Raw genomic sequence first — 22,976 nt, 5'->3', positions numbered from 1 at the left:
GTAAGACGATAAGAATAATAATCTTCTTATTATTCTTACCTGTTCCGCCGGGCTACGCCTGGGGCAAAGATCGGCGAATCGCCTCCAGAGCTTCGCAGAAGTCATTCCGAGTCGCATGGCCTGTTTCGGCCTGGTAGTACACCACCATGAAAGCATTCGCCACGGCCTCGGCCAGCGGCCCCAGCCGCTGCGCCGTGCCTTGGTCGATGTACTCCAAGGAAGCAAGGATAGCGGCCGCTTGGTGCACGACCTGGCCCGGTTCGATAAGATGTTGTGTTGTCATGATTCACCTCTCAGACAGGTGTTGATTGAAAGTGCCGGGCGGGTTACCGGCCCGCCCGGTGCGCCTACAGGTACAGCCCCGCCGCCTCGGCGAATGCTGACCGCTGATTACTGCCGCCCTTTACCTCGATACTGACCGACTTAGGTTCGATCCCTCGTGCATAGTCTGGCCGCGCCACAAAAACCGCTGTTTCTGCTGCTGCATCAATCTCAGTCGATTGATCGCCCAGCGGGGAAACAAATACCTGAACTTCCTCTTGGCGTTCATCCAGGGCCGTCAATGCGGCCATATAGGGTGTTGTCATGGGTTTAGCTCCTGCCTTCGCTGTTATCGGTGTCACGGTTCACGAATGAGGGCGCTTCGCCGTTACCCTGAGAACCGCCCAGGCTATTGCCATCGAACTGGCCGGACTGGCCCGTTTCGTTTGGCTCCATGCTTTCCCGGATTGCAGCAGCCATCTTCCCGCCTGCCGTTTCGTTCACCCGCTCCTGAAACCCTTGTTTCATTTGGGAGCCGACGCCCTTGGCCAACTCCGATGCCGTGCCCGTGGCCAGCTTCGCCGCCCTGGCAAAACCGCCGCCATGTGAACCGCTACCGCTGCCACCAAAACCAGCGGCCTGCGCAAACGGCGTACTGCCAGCCGCCCCAGCTTCACCACTACGGCCGCCACTGCCGGAATTTCCGCCCATGACCGACCCCATGCTGGGCATATCCCCGCCGCCGCTGATGCTGGCTGACGCTTTCTGGAATGCCGCCTGGATCGCCGATGCACCGCCCATAGCCCCGGTAGCGGCGCCCATTGTTGCTTTTGCCGCAAGAGCCGCACCACCAGTAGCCATGCCGGCCGCCGCCATACCCGCACCCATAATGGCACCAGCACCGAAAGAACTACCGGCACTCGCAGCCGCACCGCCGCCAGGAATCAAGCCCGCAATAACGTTCGGTATGGTGTTCACCAGGATCACCAGGACAAGCGATACAACAAAAATAACCAGCAGCTCGTCCATTGAGGCTTTATTGGCTAGATCAGCGTGATAACCATCAATGATGGACACAGCGATACCGACCAGCAGAGTAATAGTCATCAGCTTGAGGGCAATGCCGATTACGCTTCTGAAATAGTTCAATGCGATATCTGAAGTCCAACGCGCTCCACCAAAGCCAAGGACAAAAACCCCAGCATAGGCCAACACCCAGGCGGTAATGAGTGCCAGCAACACGTTAGCCGCCACCACCGCCATACACGCCAGGATCGCCAGAGTAGTCAGGAAGATTGATAGATTGTCGATAGGGCTAGTAACGCTGTAAGACTTCGCCGCTTTCGCCAGAATATCGAAGGCAATATCAATGGGCGTGGACGGATTCAATGCTCTCGGTAGTCCAGATGCTTCTGCGGCAATCGTTCTCAACGAATTGACAATATCCATAGCGAAGTTGGGACCGTTGATGAGCAGCCACCAGAAAAAGCCAGTGAATATCGTGAAGCGGACAAACTCCGCAAAGAACTCGCCAATGTCGGCCTTACGCAAGGCCATCATGCCGAACGTCCAGACCATCGAGATAACAACCAGCGTCCAGAACAGCCAGGACGCATATTGCGTAATTGTTCCGGCCCAGGTTGAACTGGCCGTTAAGAATCGGTCTGACACATCGTTCAGAACGCCGCCCTTTTCGATGGCAGCAGCAGCGGATTGAGAAAGAAACACCAACGCCGACCCGAACCCTAAACGCACAAGTACAGATTTCATGGTCAGTACTCCTTACTTCTTGAGCGATCAACAGGCGTTTCCAAGCCTTTATAGAGATCATCTGCGGCCTGCTGCTCTTCCGGTGTCCTGGTGCTCAAATCGCGATCTGTTGACTCACCGCAGCCCGTAATCAAGGCTGAAAACAACATTGCAAGGGTAATCGTGATTGTTTTCACGGTTAGTACTCCTTGCTTTTGGAACGGTTTACCGGCTCCTGCAACCCTTTATAAAGCTGCTCATGTGCCGCCTGCTCTATTGCTTTCCGGTCAGCATCAGCTTGCATTCTGGCTCCTACGGCCGTTTGCTGAGCCATCAGAAGGCTACGAATCTGCAAGAGCTGGTTGGCCTGCTGGCTGGCAAGCTGGTTGGCGTACCCTATGGCCTGTAACTGGCCTTGTGCGCCCTGGGCGGCACCCTGCAACCGCTCCAGATTGCGGGCGTCATTGCGCAAAGCTTCCTGCTGATTTTTTAGCGTCCTGAATAGAGCATCGTTGGCAACCTTCTGACCTTCGCTGGCCAGGCGGCGGTTTTCGTCCATTGCGGCCCATTCGGTATCTGTACAACCGCCGGTGCCGTTGAAGCACGGCGAGCCTCTGTAATAAGCCACGTCCTGGAACTTGGACAGATAGTTGTCCAGGCTGCCGAGCTGGTTCTGGTAGTAGGCCAGCGTATTTTGAGCCTCAACCAGCTTGCCGATCGTGGCCTGCGCCTGATCCCAGATATAGGCCGCCGGGGCCATCGTGTTTTGCAGCATGTTTTCGTACTGCTGCAATTGGGTCTGGTATTGCTCAATCTGCTTGAGCGTCTGCGCCACCGATTCCATGGCCGTCATGACGTTCTGCGTCAGGTTGCCAGCGTCGATGACGGGTATGCCGGCGTGCGCCGATGTGATGATGCCGCCAGCCAGGACGGCGGCGAGCGCGGTTTTAGCCGCTAAAAAACGGGCAGGCTTCATGGCCGAGTACCTCTCGATGTGATGAGTTAGCTGTTGCGGCTAATCTGTCCCACGTGTTTCTGTGGGGTTGGGCCATCACGTGGCAGTTCGCCAAAATCTGCCAAGGTACCCGCCCGGGCGACACCGTCACGCCCTTGCAATTTTTTGTTGAGATCGGTGTGTGCCGTGCAAACCTGCACGAATAACTGCTTTACTCTTGATCTTCCCAAGGGTTGATGACGTTCACGCCGGCCGCCAGAAACGGGCTTACGTCCCTTGTTGCCACGCTGAAACCGCTCTCCAGGGCAATCGCCGCTATGACGGCATCAGCGGCCTCGATGCCGCTACCGGCCTTGCGGGCGGCTGCCAGCACATCGGCATAGGCGCGTGTGCAAGCCATATCAAACGGCAACACCCGGCCCACAAATACCGGCAACACCTGGTGTTCGATGCTGTCACCGAGCACTGTCCGGCGCTTACCTGCGGGCATCAGGGCAACACCGGCCCGCAGTTCGGCCACGGTCATGGATGCCAGATAAAGCGTTTCCAGCGGCTGACGATTCAACCAGTCAATCACCGTTTCATCGGGTACGGCTCGAAACTGCTCCGATATAACGTTTGTATCCAGCAGAATCATTCAAAACTCGCTGCGCGGGCGGGTGAATGGTCACGGTCAAAAACCGTCATTTCTTCGTCGGTCAATTTCACCTTGCGCCCGATACCTGCCAATAAGTCACCCAGCTTTACCCGACCTTCCGGTTTTACAGCGGTAGCCAATATTTCGCACATCTCGGCTTGCAAGGTACGGCCATTCTGCGCTGCCCTAACCCGGATGGCACGATGCACCTCTTCCGGTACATTCCTGATCGTTACTGCTCTCATGTCTGCAACCTCCTATTGATTGCTGTGAAATCAATTATACAAATTGCATTCAAGCATATCAAGGGCTACCGACCCCGCCCCTTACGCTGGTTTGTCCTTTCTTTCTTGGCGCTCAACTCGGCTTGTAGCTTGGCTTTGCGACGGGCCAGTTCACTCGACGCGGGCGTCGGTGCAACTGCCGGCCTTTGCGGCGTAACCGCCGCCGCTGCCCCCTCGATCTGCAACGCTTCGGCCTGAGCCAATGAACGCAAACGGCCTGCCCTGGCCGCCGGCGGCGGTGCTTTCCCAACACCAGGAACACCCAGCTTTCTGGTCGCGCTGAAATTGTCTTGCAGTAGCGCTTGGCGGCGCTTCTCCAGGGCCGGATCGGCAAACGTGATGGGCAGTTTGCCATCCACGGCGGCCCGGATCGCCTGGGCCTTGAACTCGGTTGTACCGTTAACGGTGATGCGGCTGCCGTACCGCTCTGCGGCCAGCCTCAAGGCTTCCTGAACGCCGGCGCGGTCGGTGCCGGTCGAGACTTGCAGTCGGTCACCGTCATCCCTCACGGCACTGGCACCGGCCCGGTAAATGATGGTGCCCGCCTTGGTGATGTTGTCGATCACCGACGCATGGCCGGGCTTCGCCTGACCTTGCCCTTTGACCGTGTTGCCCTTCAATCCCTGGGCTGCCTCTCTGGCCCGCAAGGCAGCCAGCGCCTCGCTGTTACCCTGGGTAGCCTCTTGTTTGAGCCAATCGGCCCACTGGCGGCGCTGGTGGCCCTGGTGCAGCCGTTCACGCTCTTTGCTGTATCCCTTGTATATCCCGTCCAGCTCGGCGCGTAGCGTCGCACTGGTTTGTGAGTACAGCAGTTTTTTGGCCACCCGACCGCCACCGGCCAGCTTGATTGCTGCCCGCTTGGTGGCGGCCTTCTGTTTGGCAGCCAGCACGGCCCGATCCTTGCGCCGCTTCGCCGCCGCCAATGCCTCGGCCCTGGCGGCGGTCAAATTCTTCTGCTCATCCTTGTACCTGGCATAAAGCTCGGTGGTGTCAGCGCGTGACCGTACCGGCTTCTTTTGATACTGCCGCCTGGGCGGCTTCTCCTGCTGATCCGGTGACGCCTCAAAGGCTCCCAGCCGCTTTTCCAAGGCAGGCTTGGACAGATCGCGGGCCAGGGAGCTGGGCTTGACCATCGTTCCGTCATCGGCCCGGATCACCAGCCCGTTACCCCTTGGCGTAATCTCCAGACCGTTATCACGCATGACCTGGTGCAGCTCCGTCCAGGACTGCGCCGCCTTGATGTCGTCCAGGCATTCGCGCTTGATCCAACCCACCAGGCTTTCAACGCCTGCATGGCGCTCCATGTCGGCGGCCCTCGATGCCGCCCCGCGCTGCTGCGGTCGGTGATTATCCGCTTCCAGGCCATAGTCCCGCTCCAGCGTCTCGCACAAGTCGGCCAGCGCCAGGTGCGGATAGTACGGCTCGTGCATCGTGTGCCTGGTCGGGTGAATCTTGTTGATAGCAATGTGGATGTGCAGGTTATCGGTGTCGTTATGCACGGCGCTGATACGCTGGTGTTCGCCGTAGCCAAGTCCGGCGCAGATGCGTTCCTCAACCGCTCGCAAGGTGTCAGCATCGGGCTGCTCGCCAGCACGGAAGCTGACGATCAGGTGATAGGTCTTGTCGCTCTTGGCCCGCGTGTTCGTGTGCTGGGTCGCCAGAATCTCGGTGATGGCGTCCCGCACCGACCCAGCATCGCAGTTGGTGATCTGCACCAGACCCAGCCGATGTTCCTTGTTTTGCGCGTCAGTGACGTAGTTCACCAGGCCGGCAAAGTCGGACTTGCCTAGCGAACGCATGGGTACATGCTTGGCGATCATCAGCCAGCCTCCGGTTTTTTAGCGGCTAAAATTCAAGGCTCGGCCCTCGGCTGCACCACGGACTTCATCAGCCGGCTCATTTCCGCCTGGGTAGCCTCGATGCGGCCCAGCAGGGCAAGAATCGTGGCATCACCGAAACGGGCCGTGCGCGGGTCGTCGGTCAGCCATAGCTTGAGTAAGCCGCCCAGCCTGCCCAGGTCACCATTGACCCGCACCAACTCGCGCACGTGCTGGTAATCCATGACGCCCTTGACCTGGTAGCCCTGACCTACTTCGCGCAGGTAGTGTGCAACGCTGATCCCCGCTCTTTTGGCGTTCGCCTCGATCTCTGCCCGCTCTTCGGGCAGGCAGTACACCTTGATGGGCGGACTGTTTTTGCGTGTGACTTTCTTTTCGTCGTCCATTCATCCTCCGGCCTACGGCTGACAACAGCCTCGCAGAGCAGGATTCCCGTTGAGCACCGCCAGGTGCGAATAAGGACGAGTGAAGAAGGACAACCCGCTTGCGGGTGGGCCTACTTCACACATCCTGCCCGCGTCACAGTCGCGTTTTCTGCACGTATGCAGGTTGGAATTCATCGCTATTTCGTCGCTATTTATCTGCGATTGCTCCGCAATCGCAGCACATTCGGCAGAATCGCGCTGTAATCGTGAAAAATCGGCATAGAATCGCGATAAAAACGGAATCTCCAACCGATTTCCTACCGCTTCCCAGCGTGCGAAACCAACACTTTCCTTGCACTTTCCTCGCACTCGAAAAATGCCAAGTTGAACGCCAAGGGAAAAGCCATGCCACCGCCCCTCAAGTGTCAACAAAGCATCCTCGATGCCGCCGGCATTCAGTAGTAAGTGATTTCCAGCCGACCCTTCAATGGGGCACGATGCGCTTCTGGTAGCGCGGGCCGGTGATCTTGTGGCCGCCGCACTCCGTTGATGTTGACACTTGAGGGGCGGCCTAGCCGTAGTCGGTAAAGCTCGATGACTCGTAGCTGCCTCCCTTCCCCTCCTGGCGTTCAACCATCGGCCTCTGGCCGATTGAGCAAGTCCGCCAGGGCTTGATCGACAAGGTGCAAGCGACCGCTTCAAGCGGGCGGTAGCACCGCCTGGATATCCTGAAATATCCTGAATATCCTGCCAAAACAGCAAAAAATCGGGCCGCTGTGGCACGCTTCCGGGCCGATGTGACACGCCCTCGGGCCGCTGTAGCACGCTATCGGGCCGGTGTGACACGCTTTACCCTGTCTCTGGCGTCTATCTCGATGCCGACTTCGACCAGCCCAGCGGCATCCTCTCTCAGCCGTCGCCGATAATTACGTAGCGTCATACTGTTGACCGCCTCGCCTCCTACGGCACGAATCAAGGTGTCCAGATGCCAGCCTCCTGCCGGGTCGTGTCTGTGGGTGAGCACATGCCGTGCAAGCGCCTGACTGATCCCATGTTGCAACCGGGCAATGGGGGCAGGCGGGTAGTACAAAGACAAATCCCTCTCTAGCAGCATCACCAGGGCAACCCCCAGCCGGACGCGCCACAAATGGCGCTCGCCGCCGGTAAGCGGATCACGACGTGTCATGGGTGATGGCCTAACGTGATCAATCAGGCCGCCAATGATGCTCTCACCGGTGCTCTCCATTTCCGGCGTCACGATTTCTACCGTGGCAGCCCGCAAGTCGGACAGCAGCTTCTTGATGCGGTCGTAGCTGTACTGGTGATCGGATAGCATCCGGCGCAGCTTCGCAGGATCAATCAGCAGCTCGATGCCGCCATCCGATATTTCGCGGCGGCGTTCGGCCACATACAACATGGATTCCACAATATCGGCATGACGTTGGCCCAGCCTGCCGGTAACACGGCATCGCCCAAAGCCGGTGTCCATCCATTGCCCCGCACGCTCCCGTGGGCGCTGACTGGGCTGATAGATCAACACTCGGGCCTGCAATGCCGTGCTGGTCGGGGCGACCTGATTACCAGTTGTCATTGCCGCCCCTCGGTACGGATTTCAACTTCGCGGGCGGCTGTCGTTTCTGCCGCTCAAGTACAGCCGGCTTGAGGACGCCGCCCTCGTGCCGCCTGAACCAACACTCCTGAAAAGGCGCGCCATAGTTGGCTTTGCTAACGCCATAGCGGACGAAGAACCCCCGTTGCCCCTCATCAACACCCCATTCCTCGGCCTCGGCCTGCGTCATGCCGGACAGATACGACTGCCAGCGGATGTTATCGACCAGCACCGATGATCCACGGCTGGCCTGCTGTTGATCGCCAGCACCCGCCATCGCCGCGCCTTTGCTGGCGTGGTGCAGAAATACAATGGCACAGCCGGTATCGGCGGCTATGGCCTCCATACGGCCGACGACCTGAGCCATAGGCCCGCTGGCGTTCTCCTCCTCGATATGGAAGCGGCGCAGAGTGTCGAGAACCATCAGACGACGGCCCTCGGCGGCCCGCTTGAGTCCGTCGAACCAATCTCGGGTCATGACGTTGGGGCATTTGCCAATCAGCGGCTCGATCAGCAGGCCATCCGCCACGGCTCGCCGCTGGTCGGCTGTGAGGTGTGCGCCAAGTGCGTGCAATCGGTGATGGATTGCAACAGGTGGATCTTCGGCTGGCAGGTAGACCACCGGGCCGGTGGGCAGCTCGCCCACTTCCAGCAGATCAGGGCCGCCAGCAACCTGCGCAGCCAATTGCAGGATCAGCATGGACTTGCCTGCCCCACCTGGCGACACAAGTGCGCCCACCGTGCCGGCAACCATATTTGGCAATACGTAATCTATTGGTGGCGGCGGTTCGCTGAACGCCACCATCAGGTCAAGGGCCATATCAACCCCTCACGTCGCCGGGCCGATCAGCCTGAATACCCGACGACTTACGAGTTTCGATCCACTCTTCGACTTCCGATAAATCCCATGCGACATTCCTGCATGTAAGAGCGATACGGCGCGGAAACTCCCCTCGTTGCTCCAAGTTGTAGATGGTTCGCGTCGAGAGCGGAATGATCTCCAGGAGCTTTTTTCTGTTGATGAGTATTTTTCTGGTTGCAGCCTGCATGGCCCGGCCTCCAATTGCTAACGAATGCCTTATGGTGCCTAGCAATTCAGATTTCGACGGCGCTATAATTACCAAAAGAGGTTGACGCCATGAAAAAAGAAAAGACCATAACCATCTGGGAAGGATGTGACGCCGGAATCTCGAAAGCCATCGAACACTTTCAGGATCGCTGGTGCTCTTACTCCACTGCTTCGCGGCGCTACCCCATCAGGAGATTGATACAGGAAGTCATTGATCCCGCCGTAGCCACATACATGAAAACTCTCCCCGCACGCTATGCGGGCTTCGTTTCCGGTGTCGGGGCAGGAATGGACTTCAGTGAGACCATTCGATTGGTCGGGTTTGATACGATGGTTCGCCTGCAACGGCAGTTACTGCGCCATTTCATCAAGACAGAAGACAGGCAGGACTCAAGGGATCAACGCTTTGTTGCAACCATCGAGTCACTAACTGGCCTGGTTTGGGACTGTGCGTGCAAGCGCCCCAAGAAATCGACCACCACAACTGGCGTCAATCTAAACGCGCAACGCAAACACGGCTTTTGCGAACTATGCGGAGAGCTGACCGAGTTCGCCGACTTCATGGCAACGGTCGCTGACAAGCAAGTCAATGACATAGAACTGCAAGACCACAAGAAACTGGAACTCAGCCACCAATACTGCGCCAAGCATAGACCCATCTTGGCGAATGACAGCCGGAACCCCGCTTATAGACAAGCAAAGAGATCTCTCGCGCAATTCAACCTCGAACTTGACCGACTCAACCGTCAGTGTGCGAAGCGTGCCACGCCGCAAGCGGCATCAGGCGACCCACTGGTGGATCGCTACTTCTACCACCTCATGTTGAGCCAGACCGTACAGTCAGCCGACAAAGGAGAGCTGCGCAACCAGGCGCGCTTGATGGTGGACTTGAAGCTATCAGACCGCAAAAAGCAAATACTGATACTCCAGCGGGATGGGCTCAATCAATCAGAAATAGCGAGAAGGCTGGGCATCGAACGCCAAGCGGTATCGAAAGCGCTGAAATCGTTAACGTCTCTTCCCAAATCACTCCAGCTCAAAGAGTAAAAACACCAAGGAAAATTTTAGCGGCTAAATTTTTTCCAGCCAAATTCAACGCAAAATATATTTTTTAGTGCATGAGCTCACTCAACCGACTCTGAAAGTAACTCGGATATTTTTCCAACACCACCTTAGCTCCTTCCCTGTCTTTTTTCAGTGCCTTCACAAGATCCTTCTTCTCTGTCGCAGCTAGGTTCAAGGATGTGGCAAGGTCTTGAGCGATAACGCGATCCGAAAAGCCAAGTTCATAAAGGGCAATGGTGGTTTCCGTGGGCAAGCCATATTTCAGGCGCTTTTGGAAAACCTGAAGATGACTGATGAGTTCTACAGTGTCATCCTGGCCGAGGGTTTCAATGAATTCACTCAAAGCGCCTACAACAAGCGCTCCGTCATATGCGAGTGCCCCTTCGCAGACATCGACGACATGATCGATCTTGAACTCCCTTCGACGAGTACCCCATATCATCTTGGCTTCTCGCTTATGGATGATTTTCAGGAGATCGCTGAATGGCTTTCCACTGATCCACCCATGCGCGATTTCTTTTAGCACCTCCGGCTTATCGAACTTGGTGAATACGCCACTGTTGATATGCCGGGTAAGCAATGGCCAGGCAAGATCGAGCGGCTCTGTTTCATCAACAATCGAAAGCAGGCTGTCGGCGTTGGTATGGACCCATCCCTCAATGGCTTGGGCATCCTGAATTCCGTAAAGCGTCCGGCCATAGATTTTACGGCGAGCCGGATCTGTGATGTTTGCAGAGATGTTCCCAGCGAGAAGCTGAAACAACTCGCGGATATGCTCCTTTTTCTGATCATCAGCCAGGAAGAAAGCCAGCGTCCCTTCGGCCAGGCGGGTCACATCCGCTTCCGAAAGACCATTTTCAGATTCATCCCAATGAGATAGCAGGAAGCTCTCGACGGCACAGATTAGGCTGATTCTCCAGGTGATTTGCCGCTCGACACCGTCTCGGGAGAATTTTTTGTCTCCATGTCGTGCGGCTATCCCCGCAGCCAGTTTGCCAACTTCATCTGGGTCACTGATATAGGCCTTGGCAAAATCCAGGGCCTCCATTGTGATGGTGTACTTCTCGTCATCACTCTTGATTGGTTCGAAGATGGATAGGAGATTGCTGACGCAAGGCTCAGAATTTCGTGGTTCCAGAAGTTCCTTTACCTGATTCCAGCGCCATTTTTCGTTGAAATTCTTTCGCTTGTCATAGATCCCCGGATCTGCAAACAGAATGCTTCCCTCGGTATGCATTCCGGCACGACCCGCTCGGCCAATGAGATTGTGGAAATCACGAACCTTGATGCGCTCCATGCCCTGGTAGACGCTGGTCACGATGAGGTATCGAATCGGAAGGTTTACGCCTTGCGCCAAGGTAGATGTGCACACAACGAATCGAACAAGATCGTCGCGCATGGCATGCTCCACAGCCAGCCGGATACCATGCGGCGTATTGCCGTGATGGGAGAAAATACCGTGCGCCGCACTCTGGGACGCCGGGGCATCAGCGCCGAGATTCTCGACATGCAGATGCCTTAGTCGCTCGACTTCCTTAGCGTCTGAAAAATCAGACGGCAAGCCTAGGGGTGCGCCTCGCTTGATAATATCAACGGCCTTTTCACAGACGCTGGCCGCTGTCGACTTCCTTCCGCAGAAAACAGCGATACTGCCATTTGTGACCAATTTAAGACCAAGATAGAGTGCAATGGCCTGGCCATCAGCCTTCTCGGGAAAGTGGCGATCTTTCTGCTCTTTACCTCTTCGCCCAAGATTGAATCTTTCAATCACTCTCGGAACGAAAAACTCGCTTTGCTCGGCATCACGACTATCGACGTACTCGATTCTTCCCAACTGATCGAGCCAACTCGCAAATCCGACAGATCTGAACGTCGGAATCAGGGTTGTGCCTTCGACGACATTAGGCTCGCCGTTCAGCCATTCTCCGACGACCTCGGCATTGCTGATGACCGCTGAGATCAGCACCTTCTGGGTTCCTTCAGGAATCATGGAGCGCAGCGACGTCAGGAGCAGCTCGTATGTGATGCCTCGGGTGCCGCTGTCGAACTGGTGGCCCTCATCAAAAACCAGCAGGCCAACGTGGGCAGCCAGCTCCGGAGCATGCCGAAGGACATAGAGCAGCTTCTCGGGAGTTACAACCAGGATCTGTTGGTGCCCCAAGAGTTCGGCAATCTCGAAGTCGGTCTGTAGGGCATCGGATAATTCATCCACCTTGGTGGTTTCGTTGTGGAACGCCTCTACGAGGCTGTTCTTGATCTCATGGCACAGCGCCCGGAACGGGGCGATGATGATGGCCAGTGACACGCGGTCGGCCAGAAACGCACTTCGGAGGATCAGCTCCGTTGCCTTCGTTTTGCCAGCGCTGGTGGGCATTTGAACGATGGCAGACTCGCCTTTGAGAACATCAGCCTTGCCCAAAAGGTGTTGCGCAGGCCAGAGTTCCTTGATGAACGAATCCTTTTGCAGCGCATGGAGCCATTTGTCGCGAGGCAACCCGGAATATGACGGCAAAGCCTTCCAGGCGGAATTCTCCAGCTTTTTCCTCAGAACGGCCGCAATAACATCACCAAATAGAAGCTGCCTTGGGGTGCCGAACTCATAGACGGCGTCCCTCAGCTTCGTGGCCAAATCGAGAAGATTATATTCGCCATTCCCATCCTCGAAAAACTGGAGAATCCATTTTGAAATCCCGTCGATGAATTCGCCGAATGGTCCCTCGGACCCATCAAAATAGGCCCCCAGATCGGCCTGTAGCAACCAGAGCAACAGATCTTCTAAACCATCGCCATCCAGATCCGGGCAGTCGCCATCGATGCGCTTCGCCAATACCGACGCGCTACCGGGAAGATCGCACAGGTAATAGGAGGCGGAGCCCAGAAGCACAAGGTATGGATCAAGTGTCTCGTTCAGCTTTGACTGTAGGTAGGAGTCGAAAAAACGGGCGGAAAATAGCAGATTGGCTTTCAGCCCTGCGAGGGAATCGGGATCTGGCTCCTCCCGGTTGATGGCGGCGGCGAGATCACCAAGCAGGCCAATTGAGAGGGTGAAGAGCTTGGCCGGATCTTGGGTGATCTTGATGTGATGCTCTTCAGGAACACCGTACTCGAGCATCTTGGCCTTTGACCGTGTGACGCCCAGCAGGAGTTGGGATTTCTGTTCAGGCCTCATCCGCAGCCCTCCTGTAGAGCTCGTGGACAAGGTCCATCATGCCGGGTCCCTTGATAACCAAGAGGACAAGGCTATCGCCATTAGGATGAGGAAAGACCTCCTTGGATTTTGCTGACTTGGGAATTCTGCGGCAGTCTGCCGAAGCCAATTCTTCGACGTCGAAACATTCATCTGAAATGATGGCTGCAGCGCCGTACGTTTCCTTGTAGGGCATATCTACGGGGCTTTGAAATCTCTCGATTCTTTGAGCCTGTTCGATTTCCTTTTTTTCAAAGAGCTTTTGCTTGATGAAGTTCAGTGATTCATCTATGCGAATATGATCTTTGGCAGAGTCGTTAATGGCATCCTGCAGGCGGTTGATCTTAGAGGCGGAGAATTTTGTCTTGGATTCAAAGACAAACAACACGTCCTTGGTGGAGGCTTCGCCGTCTTTTTTGTGAAATCGGAATCCAATGACATCGCTACCCTTGGGCGATTCATCTCGAACAACCTTTGATGACCATCGCACCCTGGGTACCCAGTAACCGAGAAGCCATTGCAGGTAATCGGAAATCAGAATTTCCCCGAAATCTCCCGCTCGGATTCCTGGACCAAGTTTGGATGTTTTACATGGAAATTTGATATTGGTCAGATAATCCGTCCTCGGACGTCTGCCCCGGAGGAAATCAATCTCCGTATCAAGACAGTAATGATTCCGGAAGTGTTTCGCCCAGGCCGAGAGCACAGCCTCGTCGTTCTTGTGACGGAACTCCCATACTTCGACTTCCTTGCCGTCGGCAGCCTTCTGCCGTTCGCCAGTGTCGACAAGCCATCTAACGTGCTCTGAACTCCAGGGCATTTGATTTCCTATTTATCTAAGCCAAGTAAATCGGCACGCAGTCCAAATCTAGGATAAGCGTCATAATGGACTATCAACGAGTACTTCCAGTAGTCCATTCATCAATCATGTCTGCCCAATCCTGCAACATCGCCGCCCGCTGCTCGCGGTATTCAGCCTTGTTGTAGACCGCCCTTACGCCCTTCTGCTCGTGTGCCAGGCACTTCTCGATCCAGTCGGTGTTGTAGCCAGCCTCATGCAACAGCGTGCTGGCTGTGCGCCGCAAGTCATGCGGCCCGAACTTGGCCAGCGACTGTCCGTCTTTCTGTGCCGCTTTGTAAGTCAGGGTCAACACTTGGTTGAGTGTGGCAGCGCTCATCGGCGCATCCGAGTCGTACCGTGATGGCAGTACAAAGTCAGAACCACCGGCAAAGGTTTTCAGGGCGATAAAAATATCCTGTGCTTGCCGGGATAGAAATACCAGGTGCGGGTTACGGCGCTTCATCCGCTCCTTTGGAATCGTCCACAGTGCTTCGCTGAAATTGATCTCGCTCCAGGTCGCATTGGTCAACTCGCTTTTGCGCACCATGGTCAGCAAAAGCAGCTTGGCCGCCGCACGATTTGTTGGGCTTGTACCCACCCGCTCCATGTACTGGTACATCAGCCCAATTTCTTCTGGCGTCAACGCGCGGTCGCGCGGCTCAAACCGGGCGATGCTCGTTGGCCGCACCAGCTCCGCAGGGTTCTCAACCTTCTGCCCGCGCTCGATTGCCCAGCGGAAGACCTGAAGCACGATTTCACGCACATGAACGGCGGTGGCCGGTGCCCCTCGCTCGACGATGGCATCGGTCAGTGCCCGCAAGTCCTCATGGGTGATCTCCACCAGCTTCTGATTGCTGAATTTCGGCTTCAGCTCGCGCTCATAGACCGAACGGCGCATATCGCGGGTGGAGTCGGCCATCTGGTAGCCACGCAGCCACTTTTCCGCCCAGGCACCGAACGTCTCTGCATCTTTGACCCGCGCCTTGTCTCGGGCTTTCTCCTTGGCCGGCGACTTGCCCGCTGCAACCATCTTCTTGGCGTCACCCAACTGCTCGCGGGCTTCGGCCAGGGTGATGCCACCGACACCATAACGTCCAAAGGTGATGGTCTCCTGCCGACCGTTGATTGAGTAGTTGTAACGGAACGAGATGGAGCCGGCTGGAGTCACGGCCACATAGAGACCTTCCCGGTCATTCACCTTGTAGAGCTTGTCCCTGGGCTTGAGATTGCGCAGCTTGGTATCGGTCAGCATGTAGCGTGTCCCTCTTCATTCTCGATACCATGCTGAAAAAACGCCAAATTTTCACCGTTTTTTCTATATAAAACAACAAGTTATTAAAATTAGATACCATGAACACATAAAAAATACAGCATGGTATCGGCATCAGTCATGGCATCATCAACGGATAGTACCAGCTTTAATGCCATGCTCAAACGGTGCTTGGCGCTTCCTTCTGTTGCCAGACTCTGCCAGACATACATACAAAAAAGCCCGCAATTACGCGGGCTTATCGGACTTTTATGCCTTCAGGTGCCTGGCCGTGCCAGACGCGGGATCATTCCCACTCAATCGTTCCCGGTGGTTTCGAGGTGTAGTCATAGGTGACACGGTTGATACCGTTGACCTCGTTGATGATCCGGTTGGCGATGCGGCCAAGCAGTTCCGGCGGGAAGGCGAAGAAGTCGGCGGTCATGCCGTCGGTCGAGGTGACCGCGCGCAGAGCACAGGCATAGTCATAGGTGCGACCATCGCCCATCACGCCAACGGTACGGACCGGGAGCAGCACCGCGAAGGCCTGCCAGATGGCGTCATAGAGACCGGCATTACGGATTTCTTCGAGATAGATCGCATCGGCCTTGCTCAGGATATCGAGCTTTTCGCGCGTGATCGGCTGGCCGGGGATACGAATGGCAAGGCCCGGTCCAGGGAACGGGTGACGACCAACAAAGCTGTCGGGCAGGCCCAGTTCACGACCAAGGTCACGGACTTCGTCCTTGAACAATTCACGCAGCGGTTCGACCAGTTGCATGTTCATGCGTTCCGGAAGGCCTCCGACATTGTGGTGTGACTTGATGGTGACCGACGGGCCGCCGGTGAAAGACACGCTTTCGATGACATCCGGGTAAAGGGTCCCCTGTGCAAGGAAATCGGCACCACCGATTTTCTTGGCTTCTTCTTCGAACACTTCGATGAACAGACGGCCAATGGTCTTGCGTTTGGTTTCCGGATCAATTTCGCCTTCAATCGCGCCGATAAAGGTTTCGGACGCGTCAACATGCACCAGCGGAATATTGTAATGGTCACGGAACAGGGTGACGACCTGGTCGGCTTCGCCCGAGCGCATGAAACCATGATCAACGAACACGCAGGTCAGCTGATCGCCAATCGCTTCGTGGATCAGAACCGCGGTGACGGAGCTGTCAACACCGCCTGAAAGACCGCAAATGACCTTGCCATCACCGACCTGTTTGCGGATTTTGGCAATGGCGTCGTCTTTATAGGCGTTCATCGTCCAGTCGCCAGAGCAACCGGCAACGCCATGCGTGAAGTTTTTAAGCAGCTGCGCGCCATGCGGGGTGTGGACCACTTCGGGGTGGAACTGCACGGCATAGAATTTCTTGTCGTCATTGGCGATGGCGGCAAACGGTGCGCCTTCAGATTTGCCAACAACGCGGAACCCGTCAGGAAGCGCATCGACACGGTCGCCGTGGCTCATCCAGACCTGTTCGCGGGCACCTTCGGCCCAGATGCCGGTGAACAGCGCGCAGTCTTCGATGACATCGACAAAGGCACGACCGAATTCACGGTGATCGGACGTTGCGACCTTGCCGCCAAGCTGGTTGACCATGGTCTGCTGACCATAGCAGATACCAAGCACCGGCACGCCAAGCTCGAACACCTTTGCCGGAGCCGAGGGTGCCTTGTCCCAATGGACCGATGCCGGACCACCCGAAAGGATCACGGCCTTGGGCGCGTATTCGTCAAGGAAAGCATCCGAGACATTGTTGAAGGGGTGGATTTCGCTATAGACACCGCTTTCGCGCACGCGGCGTGCAATCAGCTGGGTGACCTGCGATCCAAAATCAATAATCAGCACGCGATCTGTCATCGGGCCGTATCTCCGTCGAGTATGGGGTTGCGCCGTACATACGCCAAACCATCCGTCTCGGCAACCCGGCGCAAACGGTTACCTTGGGATGCATTCATGAAATTCTGATGCCGAATTCCGGCATTTGGGGACAATTGCGGCCTTTTCCTGCCGGAACGCCCCCGAAAAAAGCACAATTGGTCCCTTTTTCCTGCGCAATGCGTCTGTAACTTGGTTTCCAACGGAGCACGGAGATAACCGCGTCCGACAGAATTAGAAATCATGAGCAAATCAAGTTTGACCATGCAAAGGGACACAGACAAATGACACAGAACAAAGGCAGTAAAATCGCGCTTGCCGTCGCTGGCCTTCTTCTGGTCGCCGGTGCGGCAACGGCCATTGCAATGACCCAGTCCGAGACCAACAACCCGGCGTCGCTGTTTGGCACCGAAACCGGTACTGAAAAAAGCGATACCATGACCCCGGTGCCGGATGCCCCGGCGGCCGAAACCGGCGAAGCGCCGAACACCGTCCTTCCAGAAGACAATCAGGAAGTTCCGGGCATGAAGGGTCTTGATGGCAGCAATGCAGGCGACGATAGCAGCCCGCTGGAACTGATGCCGCAGGATGACGGCGGCACCACCGGTGGCGAAGCTGCCCCGAAGACGGAATAAAAAACCGGCAGGGTAAACTGTGGAAGATCCAATCTTCACATCGCGTTCACGGTAAAATGCACTTGTGATAAGAATTGGCCCTGTCCCCATTCGGGACAGGGCCATTTTTCTTGCCGCAATTTTACAGTTTGCGAGCAGACCAAGGGCGGCATCGGACATCGGGTTGTTTGCGATGACCATGGCCGCCATTGTCATTATTTCACCTTGCCTTTGGCTGTACGTTCAAACACCGCGACAAAGAAACCATCCGTACCATGAACATTAGGCGACAGGCGAAGCCACGGCTTGTCCTTGCCACCGGGTACCGGAACGGATTTGGGGGCGTCGGGCCAGATTTCACTGATCGGAACCGGTCTGAAATCCTTGCGATCCCGCATGAAGGTCTCGATCAGGCGTTCATTTTCTTCGGGCATGATCGAGCAGGTCGCGTAAATCAGACGCCCACCCTTGGTGACCTTTGCCGCACCGGCCTTCAATATCTTGCTTTGATTTGCCATCAGGGTGCGGATATCGCGCTGCCCGATACGCCAGCGCAGTGCCGGGTTACGGCGCAGGGTGCCAAGCCCCGAACAGGGGACATCAAGCAACACACGATCAAAGAAACCGGATTTGTTGCGAAGCCAGCTATCGCGTTCATCAGCGATGATGCGCTGCTGAATACAATCACCGGCACCGGCACGTTTGGCACGTTTGCGCGAATTATCCAGACGACCGCCATGGGTATCGCAGGCAAGGATACGGCCCTTGCCGCGCATGTCGGACGCCATGCCAAGCGTCTTGCCGCCACCACCCGCGCACATATCAAGGATATGCATGCCCGGCTTGGCATCAACCAGACGCACGCAAATCTGCGATGCCTCGTCCTGGATTTCGATCAGGCCGTCCTTGTAGGCCGCCGTAACCAGCATATTCACACCAAGCGGCAGACGCAGGCCGTTGGGCGCATAAGGCGTTCTTTCGATATTGTGGATGCCATCGGCTTCAAGCGATTTGATTGCGTCTTCAACCGTGCCCTGAAGGCGGTTAACGCGCAGATCAAGTTTGGCGGGCTGATTATAGGCCGCCATTTCAGCCGGAAGGTTTTCGTGATGGAGTTTCAGCAGTTCGGCATAAAGCCATTTCGGCAATTCGGTTTTGACCGCACCTGGCTGGCCGTCATGATCAAGCGTCTTGCCAGTCAGCTTGTTGATCAGATGATTTTCTGCCGGATGCAGCGGGTTCGGGCAGAACTCCTCACCATTGAACATGCTTGAAATGTCTTCGGCCTTGCGTTTGTCCTGCAAGACCAGTTCGGCGATCATGCGCGCACGACCGTCCTGAAACTCATATCCGCATTCGGCAAGCCACCAGCCCAGACGTGCCTGATGGCGGATCAGGTTATAGAAACGTTCGCTGATCTCGCGACGATCGCCACCACCGATATAACGGCGATTGCCAAAATAGCCGGAAATGACGCGGTCTGCGTCGTCTCTGGTCTGGGTCCAGCCGTCATAGAGTTCAATGACAGCCGCGATACGTGCACCGGGTTTCAAAACGAATGTCCAACCTGTCTGAGTGTGATGTTCCTGTCCCGATATGGGAATTCAAGTAAACACCATACGATAAAAAAGGCGATGACGGCAGGATTGCCTGCCGTCATCTGAAATTTGTGCCCGCTGATATCACGGGTTGGGCCATTCGCCAACAGCGACAAGCGCAAGGCAGCCCAGCCAATTGATCAGCGTGCCCCGATTAGTTACCCGGACGGTAATTCGGGGCCTCGCGGGTGATGGTCACGTCATGGGCATGGCTTTCGCGCAGACCCGCATTGGTGATGCGAACGAACTGGGCCCGTTCACGGAAATCGGCAAGCGTTGCCGAACCGGTATAGCCCATCGATGCCTTAAGACCGCCAACCATCTGATGGATGATCTGACCAGCCGGCCCCTTGTAAGGGACGCGGCCTTCGATGCCCTCGGGGACGAGTTTCAGGTTGTCCTGAACGTCCTGCTGGAAGTAACGGTCTGCCGACCCGCGTGCCATCGCACCGACCGAACCCATCCCGCGATAGGATTTGTACGAACGGCCCTGATAAAGGATGACTTCGCCTGGCGCTTCGTCGGTACCGGCCAGAAGTGAGCCAACCATGCAGGTGCTCGCACCGGCGGCCATTGCCTTGGCAATGTCGCCCGAAAACTTGATACCGCCATCGGCGATGATCGGAACGTCAAGCTTGTGACCGATTTCCGCACATTCAAGGATGGCCGTCAATTGCGGCACACCCACACCGGCAACAATGCGGGTGGTGCAGATCGACCCCGGACCGATGCCGACCTTGACCGCGTCCGCACCGGCTTCGGCCAGTGCCTTGACGGCTTCGGGGGTGGCAACGTTACCGGCGATGATCTGGGTATTGCCGATCTTTGATTTTATATATTCGACTGCCTTGATCACACCGGCGGAATGGCCATGTGCGGTATCAATGACCAGTACGTCAACACCGGCCTCGACCAGCGCCATTGCCCGTTCAAAGCCGCTTTCGCCAACGCCGGTTGCCGCGGCAACACGCAGACGACCGCTTTCATCCTTGCACGCATTCGGGTGCAATTTGGCTTTTTCGATGTCCTTGACGGTAATCAGGCCGGTGCAGCGATAGGCTTCGTCAACCACCAGAAGCTTTTCAATGCGATGCTGGTGCAGAAGTTTTTTGGCTTCTTCGGTTTCGACATTTTCCGTTACCGTAACCAGATTTTCGTGGGTCATCAGTTCGGAAACCGGTTGCGAACGGTTGGACGCAAAACGCACATCTCGGTTGGTCAGAATGCCGACCAGCTTGTTGCTGGCGCGTTCAACAACCGGAATACCGGAAATGTGGTTGATGTCCATCAGGTCCAGCGCATCGGCGAGCGTCTGATCCGGGTGAATGGTGATCGGGTTGACGACCATACCGGATTCAAATTTCTTTACGCGGCGAACTTGTTCGGCCTGCTGTGCGATATCGAGGTTCTTGTGAATGACCCCCATACCACCATGCTGCGCCATAACAATCGCCATCGGGCTTTCGGTCACTGTGTCCATTGCGGACGACAGAAGCGGAATGCGCAGGTCGATATTTTTGGTAATGCGGGTGTTGGTCTGCACCTGTGCCGGCAGCACTTCGCTGGCGGCGGGTTTGATCAAAACGTCATCAAACGTCAGGGCTTCTGCAATGCGGGTCATATGGGGCCACCTCGTTAATCTGAGTTGGCGCGGAACTTATACACGTTATGGCCTTTATGCCAAGTTTTCTGCGCCCATAGCAGCCCTGTCATTTTATTGCTGCATTATCCGGGCAGTTCCGTTAGAAACTGGTAGATGGGGCTGCTATCTGGCGCAGTCCCATTTTTATGCCCGGATCACCCCCGAATTTTGCAAGGCAGACCAAGCGTTTGCTGCAATCGCGAAAGCCGCCCGCCCCTGTTTTACGCGGTCGCAGCATCCGGAACGTTGAGCACCTTGTCGATAAACCGGCGTACATCACCATCAAGTGAATCGGCCTGCCCCAGAAGATTTGTCGCCTCGCTATGGAGTTGCAGGACGACAGAGCCGGACTCGGTCGTGCCGCTGGCAACGTCAGCAAGGATGGCCGCAATGGTTTGCATGCGTCGCACCGCCTGATCGATCCGGTCACTGATCGCACCGACAACCTCGGTCTGTTCGCGGGCGGCTTCGGCAACCAGACGCGCACCGCTATCGATTTCGCTGATCTTTTCATTGATCTCGCGCACCGATGAAACGGCTTCGCGGGTCATTGACTGCATTTCGCCGATTTCACCAATCACCTGTTCGGCGGCACGCGATGTCTGGGACGCCAGGTTTTTGACCTCGGTCGCGACAACGGCAAAACCCTTGCCTGCTTCGCCGGCACGGGCGGCCTCTATGGTGGCGTTCAGGGCCAGAAGATTGGTCTGATCGGCGACATCGGTGATCAGTTCGACCACCTTGGTCACGCGAAGCGCCATATCATCAAGACGCGTGATGTGATTATCGGCAACACGGGCCCGGCTAACCGCGGCTTCGGCCAGTTCGGCGGAACCATTGATCTGCGCGCCGATCTGACGAATGGAGGCACTGAATTGTTCGGTGGCAACCGCAATGCCGTTCAGGGCCTCGGTACTGTCATCGGCAGCAAGGCGCATATCGTTGGCCTGTTCGGCGATGCGACTGACCTGCCGGGACAGAAAATCGGAACTGTCACTTAGCTGTTTTGCACTGTTCGAGACCGAACCAACCACCGACTGGATATCATCACCGATACGCCCGGCGCTATCGCTGAAGTTTCTGGTTTTTTCATGCATGGCATCAAGGGCGGCATTGACCGTCCCGGCATAGCCGATCAGATCACCGCGCAGTCCCCTTGGCAGGATTTTGCGATAATAGGATCCCCGCGATGCATGGCCCATGGCACCTGCGGCTTCCTTGGCGAAGGCCTCGGTCAGGTCAAGCAACTGGTTCACCGCATTTTGCAGGGGCGCAAGATAACCCTGTGTTTGACGATTATTGACCCTGACACCCATTTTTCCATCGGCAGCGTCATGGACGATATCGTACAGTTCATCAATGATCCGCTTGTGACGCGTGATGGCAACCGCACCAATCAACGCCATGACCAGAAGCGCAATCGTCGCAATCAAAGAAACAAACGGTGCATGCGTTGGCGCCATCAGAAGTGCACCAATCAGACCAAAGGCCAGCATCAGGCCAGAAATCAAAATCCGTCGCAGATTAGAGAGTGAAAACAAACTGATCATAGTCGATGCCTGCCTGCCCCAGAAGATTACCAAGTTTTTGTGTACTGCGCGCCATGCCGTCCTTGCGATTACGTTCGCGTTCTTCTTCTGCACGAAGATCGGCATAAAGCGGGATAACCTGTTCAACCGCTTCGCGGCGAGGTACCCGACGATTGGAATGATAACCAACGATATTGCCATTCGGCCCGAAGGTCGGTGTGACATTGGCCAGCACCCAGTAATGATCCCCGTTCGCCGAGCGATTGATCACATAGGCGAAAATCTCGCGCCCCTTGGAAATCGTGTCCCACAGTAAGGCGAACACGCAGCGCGGCATGTCGGGATGGCGGATAATGCTGTGCGGCTGGCCCAGAATATCCTTTTCACGATATCCTGCGACCCGCAGAAAGACATCATTTGCGTAAGTAATACGTCCCTTGGTGTCGGTCTTGCTGACGATAATTTCATTATCGCCAAAATGACGTTCAACACCGGTCAGAAAAAGCTGATCCTGTTTCATCAATAGCACCCCGTTCACGGATCAATGGTCCCACAACCGATCCTGACATAGCGAAACCCCGCCCGGGTCGCGCAATTCTGCGTCA

Annotated in this window: 22 protein-coding genes; 2 read left to right on the top strand and 20 right to left on the bottom strand. The window is 56.1% G+C overall.

The genetic code is table 11. From position 1 onward, the window contains the following. Positions 1-52 precede the first annotated feature (52 nt). The 12 genes from IT971_RS05265 to IT971_RS05210 form a co-directional block, all read right to left on the bottom strand. A complete protein-coding gene (locus IT971_RS05265) occupies positions 53-283 on the bottom strand; it encodes a type I toxin-antitoxin system ptaRNA1 family toxin (RefSeq protein WP_196871126.1) in 231 nt (76 codons plus the stop codon). Between the two features lie 64 nt (positions 284-347). Further along, the gene (locus tag IT971_RS05260) at positions 348-587 is read right to left on the bottom strand and encodes a hypothetical protein (protein WP_113932712.1); all 240 of its coding nucleotides are present in this window, start codon (positions 585-587) and stop codon (positions 348-350) included. A gap of 4 nt (positions 588-591) precedes the next feature. After that, the gene (trbL, locus tag IT971_RS05255) at positions 592-2,031 is read right to left on the bottom strand and encodes a P-type conjugative transfer protein TrbL (RefSeq protein WP_196871125.1); all 1,440 of its coding nucleotides are present in this window, start codon (positions 2,029-2,031) and stop codon (positions 592-594) included. A gap of 2 nt (positions 2,032-2,033) precedes the next feature. Then, entirely contained in the window at positions 2,034-2,207 is a 174-nt protein-coding gene (locus tag IT971_RS05250) for a hypothetical protein (protein ID WP_172400410.1), read from the bottom strand. A gap of 2 nt (positions 2,208-2,209) precedes the next feature. Further along, entirely contained in the window at positions 2,210-2,986 is a 777-nt protein-coding gene (trbJ, locus tag IT971_RS05245) for a P-type conjugative transfer protein TrbJ (protein ID WP_196871124.1), read from the bottom strand. A gap of 190 nt (positions 2,987-3,176) precedes the next feature. Continuing rightward, entirely contained in the window at positions 3,177-3,602 is a 426-nt protein-coding gene (locus tag IT971_RS05240; RefSeq protein WP_196871123.1) for a type II toxin-antitoxin system VapC family toxin, read from the bottom strand. Continuing rightward, entirely contained in the window at positions 3,599-3,847 is a 249-nt protein-coding gene (locus IT971_RS05235; RefSeq protein ID WP_196871122.1) for an Arc family DNA-binding protein, read from the bottom strand. The genes IT971_RS05240 and IT971_RS05235 overlap by 4 nt, the downstream gene beginning before the upstream one ends. A gap of 65 nt (positions 3,848-3,912) precedes the next feature. Continuing rightward, positions 3,913-5,706, bottom strand: a complete 1,794-nt coding sequence (gene traI, locus IT971_RS05230) for a TraI/MobA(P) family conjugative relaxase (RefSeq protein ID WP_196871121.1) — start codon at positions 5,704-5,706, stop codon at positions 3,913-3,915. Positions 5,707-5,738: 32 nt separating this feature from the next. After that, on the bottom strand, positions 5,739-6,110 hold the full coding sequence (traJ, locus tag IT971_RS05225; RefSeq protein WP_196871120.1) for a conjugal transfer transcriptional regulator TraJ: 372 nt from the start codon (positions 6,108-6,110) through the stop codon (positions 5,739-5,741). Between the two features lie 805 nt (positions 6,111-6,915). Beyond that, entirely contained in the window at positions 6,916-7,680 is a 765-nt protein-coding gene (locus tag IT971_RS05220; protein ID WP_196871119.1) for an ABC transporter ATPase, read from the bottom strand. Beyond that, positions 7,667-8,518 carry a helicase RepA family protein gene (locus IT971_RS05215; protein WP_196871118.1) on the bottom strand — a complete coding sequence of 284 codons (852 nt, stop codon included), beginning with the start codon at positions 8,516-8,518 and terminating at the stop codon, positions 7,667-7,669. The genes IT971_RS05220 and IT971_RS05215 overlap by 14 nt, the downstream gene beginning before the upstream one ends. 1 nt (position 8,519) lies before the next feature. Further along, positions 8,520-8,747, bottom strand: a complete 228-nt coding sequence (locus IT971_RS05210; protein WP_196871117.1) for an AlpA family transcriptional regulator — start codon at positions 8,745-8,747, stop codon at positions 8,520-8,522. Positions 8,748-8,836: 89 nt separating this feature from the next. Here IT971_RS05210 and IT971_RS05205 point away from each other — a divergent pair, with 89 nt between their 5' ends. Continuing rightward, entirely contained in the window at positions 8,837-9,814 is a 978-nt protein-coding gene (locus tag IT971_RS05205) for a helix-turn-helix domain-containing protein (protein WP_196871116.1), read from the top strand. A 64-nt stretch (positions 9,815-9,878) separates the two neighbouring features. Here the strand turns inward: IT971_RS05205 and IT971_RS05200 are convergent, their stop codons facing one another. The 4 genes from IT971_RS05200 to guaA form a co-directional block, all read right to left on the bottom strand. After that, entirely contained in the window at positions 9,879-13,001 is a 3,123-nt protein-coding gene (locus tag IT971_RS05200) for a DEAD/DEAH box helicase (protein ID WP_196871115.1), read from the bottom strand. Next, positions 12,991-13,839, bottom strand: coding sequence for a Hachiman antiphage defense system protein HamA (locus IT971_RS05195; RefSeq protein WP_196871114.1), 849 nt, complete (start codon positions 13,837-13,839; stop codon positions 12,991-12,993). The genes IT971_RS05200 and IT971_RS05195 overlap by 11 nt, the downstream gene beginning before the upstream one ends. 73 nt (positions 13,840-13,912) lie before the next feature. Next, complete coding sequence (locus tag IT971_RS05190) at positions 13,913-15,112, bottom strand: site-specific integrase (protein ID WP_196871113.1); 1,200 nt, start codon at positions 15,110-15,112, stop codon at positions 13,913-13,915. Positions 15,113-15,416: 304 nt separating this feature from the next. Further along, positions 15,417-16,970, bottom strand: coding sequence for a glutamine-hydrolyzing GMP synthase (guaA, locus tag IT971_RS05185; protein WP_063093492.1), 1,554 nt, complete (start codon positions 16,968-16,970; stop codon positions 15,417-15,419). A gap of 302 nt (positions 16,971-17,272) precedes the next feature. Between guaA and IT971_RS05180 the strand changes: the two genes are divergently transcribed. Next, positions 17,273-17,623: a hypothetical protein gene (locus tag IT971_RS05180; RefSeq protein WP_063093493.1), complete on the top strand. Its 351-nt coding sequence runs from the start codon at positions 17,273-17,275 to the stop codon at positions 17,621-17,623. Between the two features lie 194 nt (positions 17,624-17,817). On the opposite strand, the gene IT971_RS05175 is transcribed toward IT971_RS05180, so the two are convergent. The 4 genes from IT971_RS05175 to IT971_RS05160 all read right to left on the bottom strand — a co-directional run bounded on the left by IT971_RS05175 (position 17,818) and on the right by IT971_RS05160 (position 22,891). Continuing rightward, complete coding sequence (locus IT971_RS05175; RefSeq protein ID WP_007090794.1) at positions 17,818-19,155, bottom strand: RsmB/NOP family class I SAM-dependent RNA methyltransferase; 1,338 nt, start codon at positions 19,153-19,155, stop codon at positions 17,818-17,820. A 199-nt stretch (positions 19,156-19,354) separates the two neighbouring features. Then, positions 19,355-20,821 carry an IMP dehydrogenase gene (gene guaB, locus IT971_RS05170; protein ID WP_037992357.1) on the bottom strand — a complete coding sequence of 489 codons (1,467 nt, stop codon included), beginning with the start codon at positions 20,819-20,821 and terminating at the stop codon, positions 19,355-19,357. 242 nt (positions 20,822-21,063) lie between these two features. Beyond that, on the bottom strand, positions 21,064-22,392 hold the full coding sequence (locus tag IT971_RS05165) for a methyl-accepting chemotaxis protein (protein WP_082822540.1): 1,329 nt from the start codon (positions 22,390-22,392) through the stop codon (positions 21,064-21,066). Continuing rightward, positions 22,367-22,891 (bottom strand): PAS domain-containing protein, encoded by a 525-nt coding sequence (locus tag IT971_RS05160; RefSeq protein WP_007090791.1) that lies wholly within the window; start codon positions 22,889-22,891, stop codon positions 22,367-22,369. The genes IT971_RS05165 and IT971_RS05160 overlap by 26 nt, the downstream gene beginning before the upstream one ends. Between the last annotated feature and the right edge of the window lie 85 nt (positions 22,892-22,976).

It is taken from the genome of Thalassospira sp. B30-1 (assembly GCF_015767575.1).
Lineage (GTDB): Bacteria > Pseudomonadota > Alphaproteobacteria > Rhodospirillales > Thalassospiraceae > Thalassospira > Thalassospira xiamenensis.
Note: the sequence above shows the minus strand (reverse complement) of the source record. Positions and strands in the feature narration are given on the sequence as shown.

Bases quoted from the DNA above. Each gene is read 5' to 3' on its own strand.
- IT971_RS05265 (WP_196871126.1), bottom strand. From the start codon at position 283: ATGACAACACAACATCTTATCGAACCGGGCCAGGTCGTGCACCAAGCG.
- IT971_RS05260 (WP_113932712.1), bottom strand. From the start codon at position 587: ATGACAACACCCTATATGGCCGCATTGACGGCCCTGGATGAACGCCAA.
- trbL (WP_196871125.1), bottom strand. From the start codon at position 2,031: ATGAAATCTGTACTTGTGCGTTTAGGGTTCGGGTCGGCGTTGGTGTTT.
- trbJ (WP_196871124.1), bottom strand. From the start codon at position 2,986: ATGAAGCCTGCCCGTTTTTTAGCGGCTAAAACCGCGCTCGCCGCCGTC.
- IT971_RS05240 (WP_196871123.1), bottom strand. From the start codon at position 3,602: ATGATTCTGCTGGATACAAACGTTATATCGGAGCAGTTTCGAGCCGTA.
- IT971_RS05235 (WP_196871122.1), bottom strand. From the start codon at position 3,847: ATGAGAGCAGTAACGATCAGGAATGTACCGGAAGAGGTGCATCGTGCC.
- traI (WP_196871121.1), bottom strand. From the start codon at position 5,706: ATGATCGCCAAGCATGTACCCATGCGTTCGCTAGGCAAGTCCGACTTT.
- traJ (WP_196871120.1), bottom strand. From the start codon at position 6,110: ATGGACGACGAAAAGAAAGTCACACGCAAAAACAGTCCGCCCATCAAG.
- IT971_RS05220 (WP_196871119.1), bottom strand. From the start codon at position 7,680: ATGACAACTGGTAATCAGGTCGCCCCGACCAGCACGGCATTGCAGGCC.
- IT971_RS05215 (WP_196871118.1), bottom strand. From the start codon at position 8,518: ATGGCCCTTGACCTGATGGTGGCGTTCAGCGAACCGCCGCCACCAATA.
- IT971_RS05210 (WP_196871117.1), bottom strand. From the start codon at position 8,747: ATGCAGGCTGCAACCAGAAAAATACTCATCAACAGAAAAAAGCTCCTG.
- IT971_RS05205 (WP_196871116.1), top strand. From the start codon at position 8,837: ATGAAAAAAGAAAAGACCATAACCATCTGGGAAGGATGTGACGCCGGA.
- IT971_RS05200 (WP_196871115.1), bottom strand. From the start codon at position 13,001: ATGAGGCCTGAACAGAAATCCCAACTCCTGCTGGGCGTCACACGGTCA.
- IT971_RS05195 (WP_196871114.1), bottom strand. From the start codon at position 13,839: ATGCCCTGGAGTTCAGAGCACGTTAGATGGCTTGTCGACACTGGCGAA.
- IT971_RS05190 (WP_196871113.1), bottom strand. From the start codon at position 15,112: ATGCTGACCGATACCAAGCTGCGCAATCTCAAGCCCAGGGACAAGCTC.
- guaA (WP_063093492.1), bottom strand. From the start codon at position 16,970: ATGACAGATCGCGTGCTGATTATTGATTTTGGATCGCAGGTCACCCAG.
- IT971_RS05180 (WP_063093493.1), top strand. From the start codon at position 17,273: ATGACACAGAACAAAGGCAGTAAAATCGCGCTTGCCGTCGCTGGCCTT.
- guaB (WP_037992357.1), bottom strand. From the start codon at position 20,821: ATGACCCGCATTGCAGAAGCCCTGACGTTTGATGACGTTTTGATCAAA.
- IT971_RS05165 (WP_082822540.1), bottom strand. From the start codon at position 22,392: ATGATCAGTTTGTTTTCACTCTCTAATCTGCGACGGATTTTGATTTCT.
- IT971_RS05160 (WP_007090791.1), bottom strand. From the start codon at position 22,891: ATGAAACAGGATCAGCTTTTTCTGACCGGTGTTGAACGTCATTTTGGC.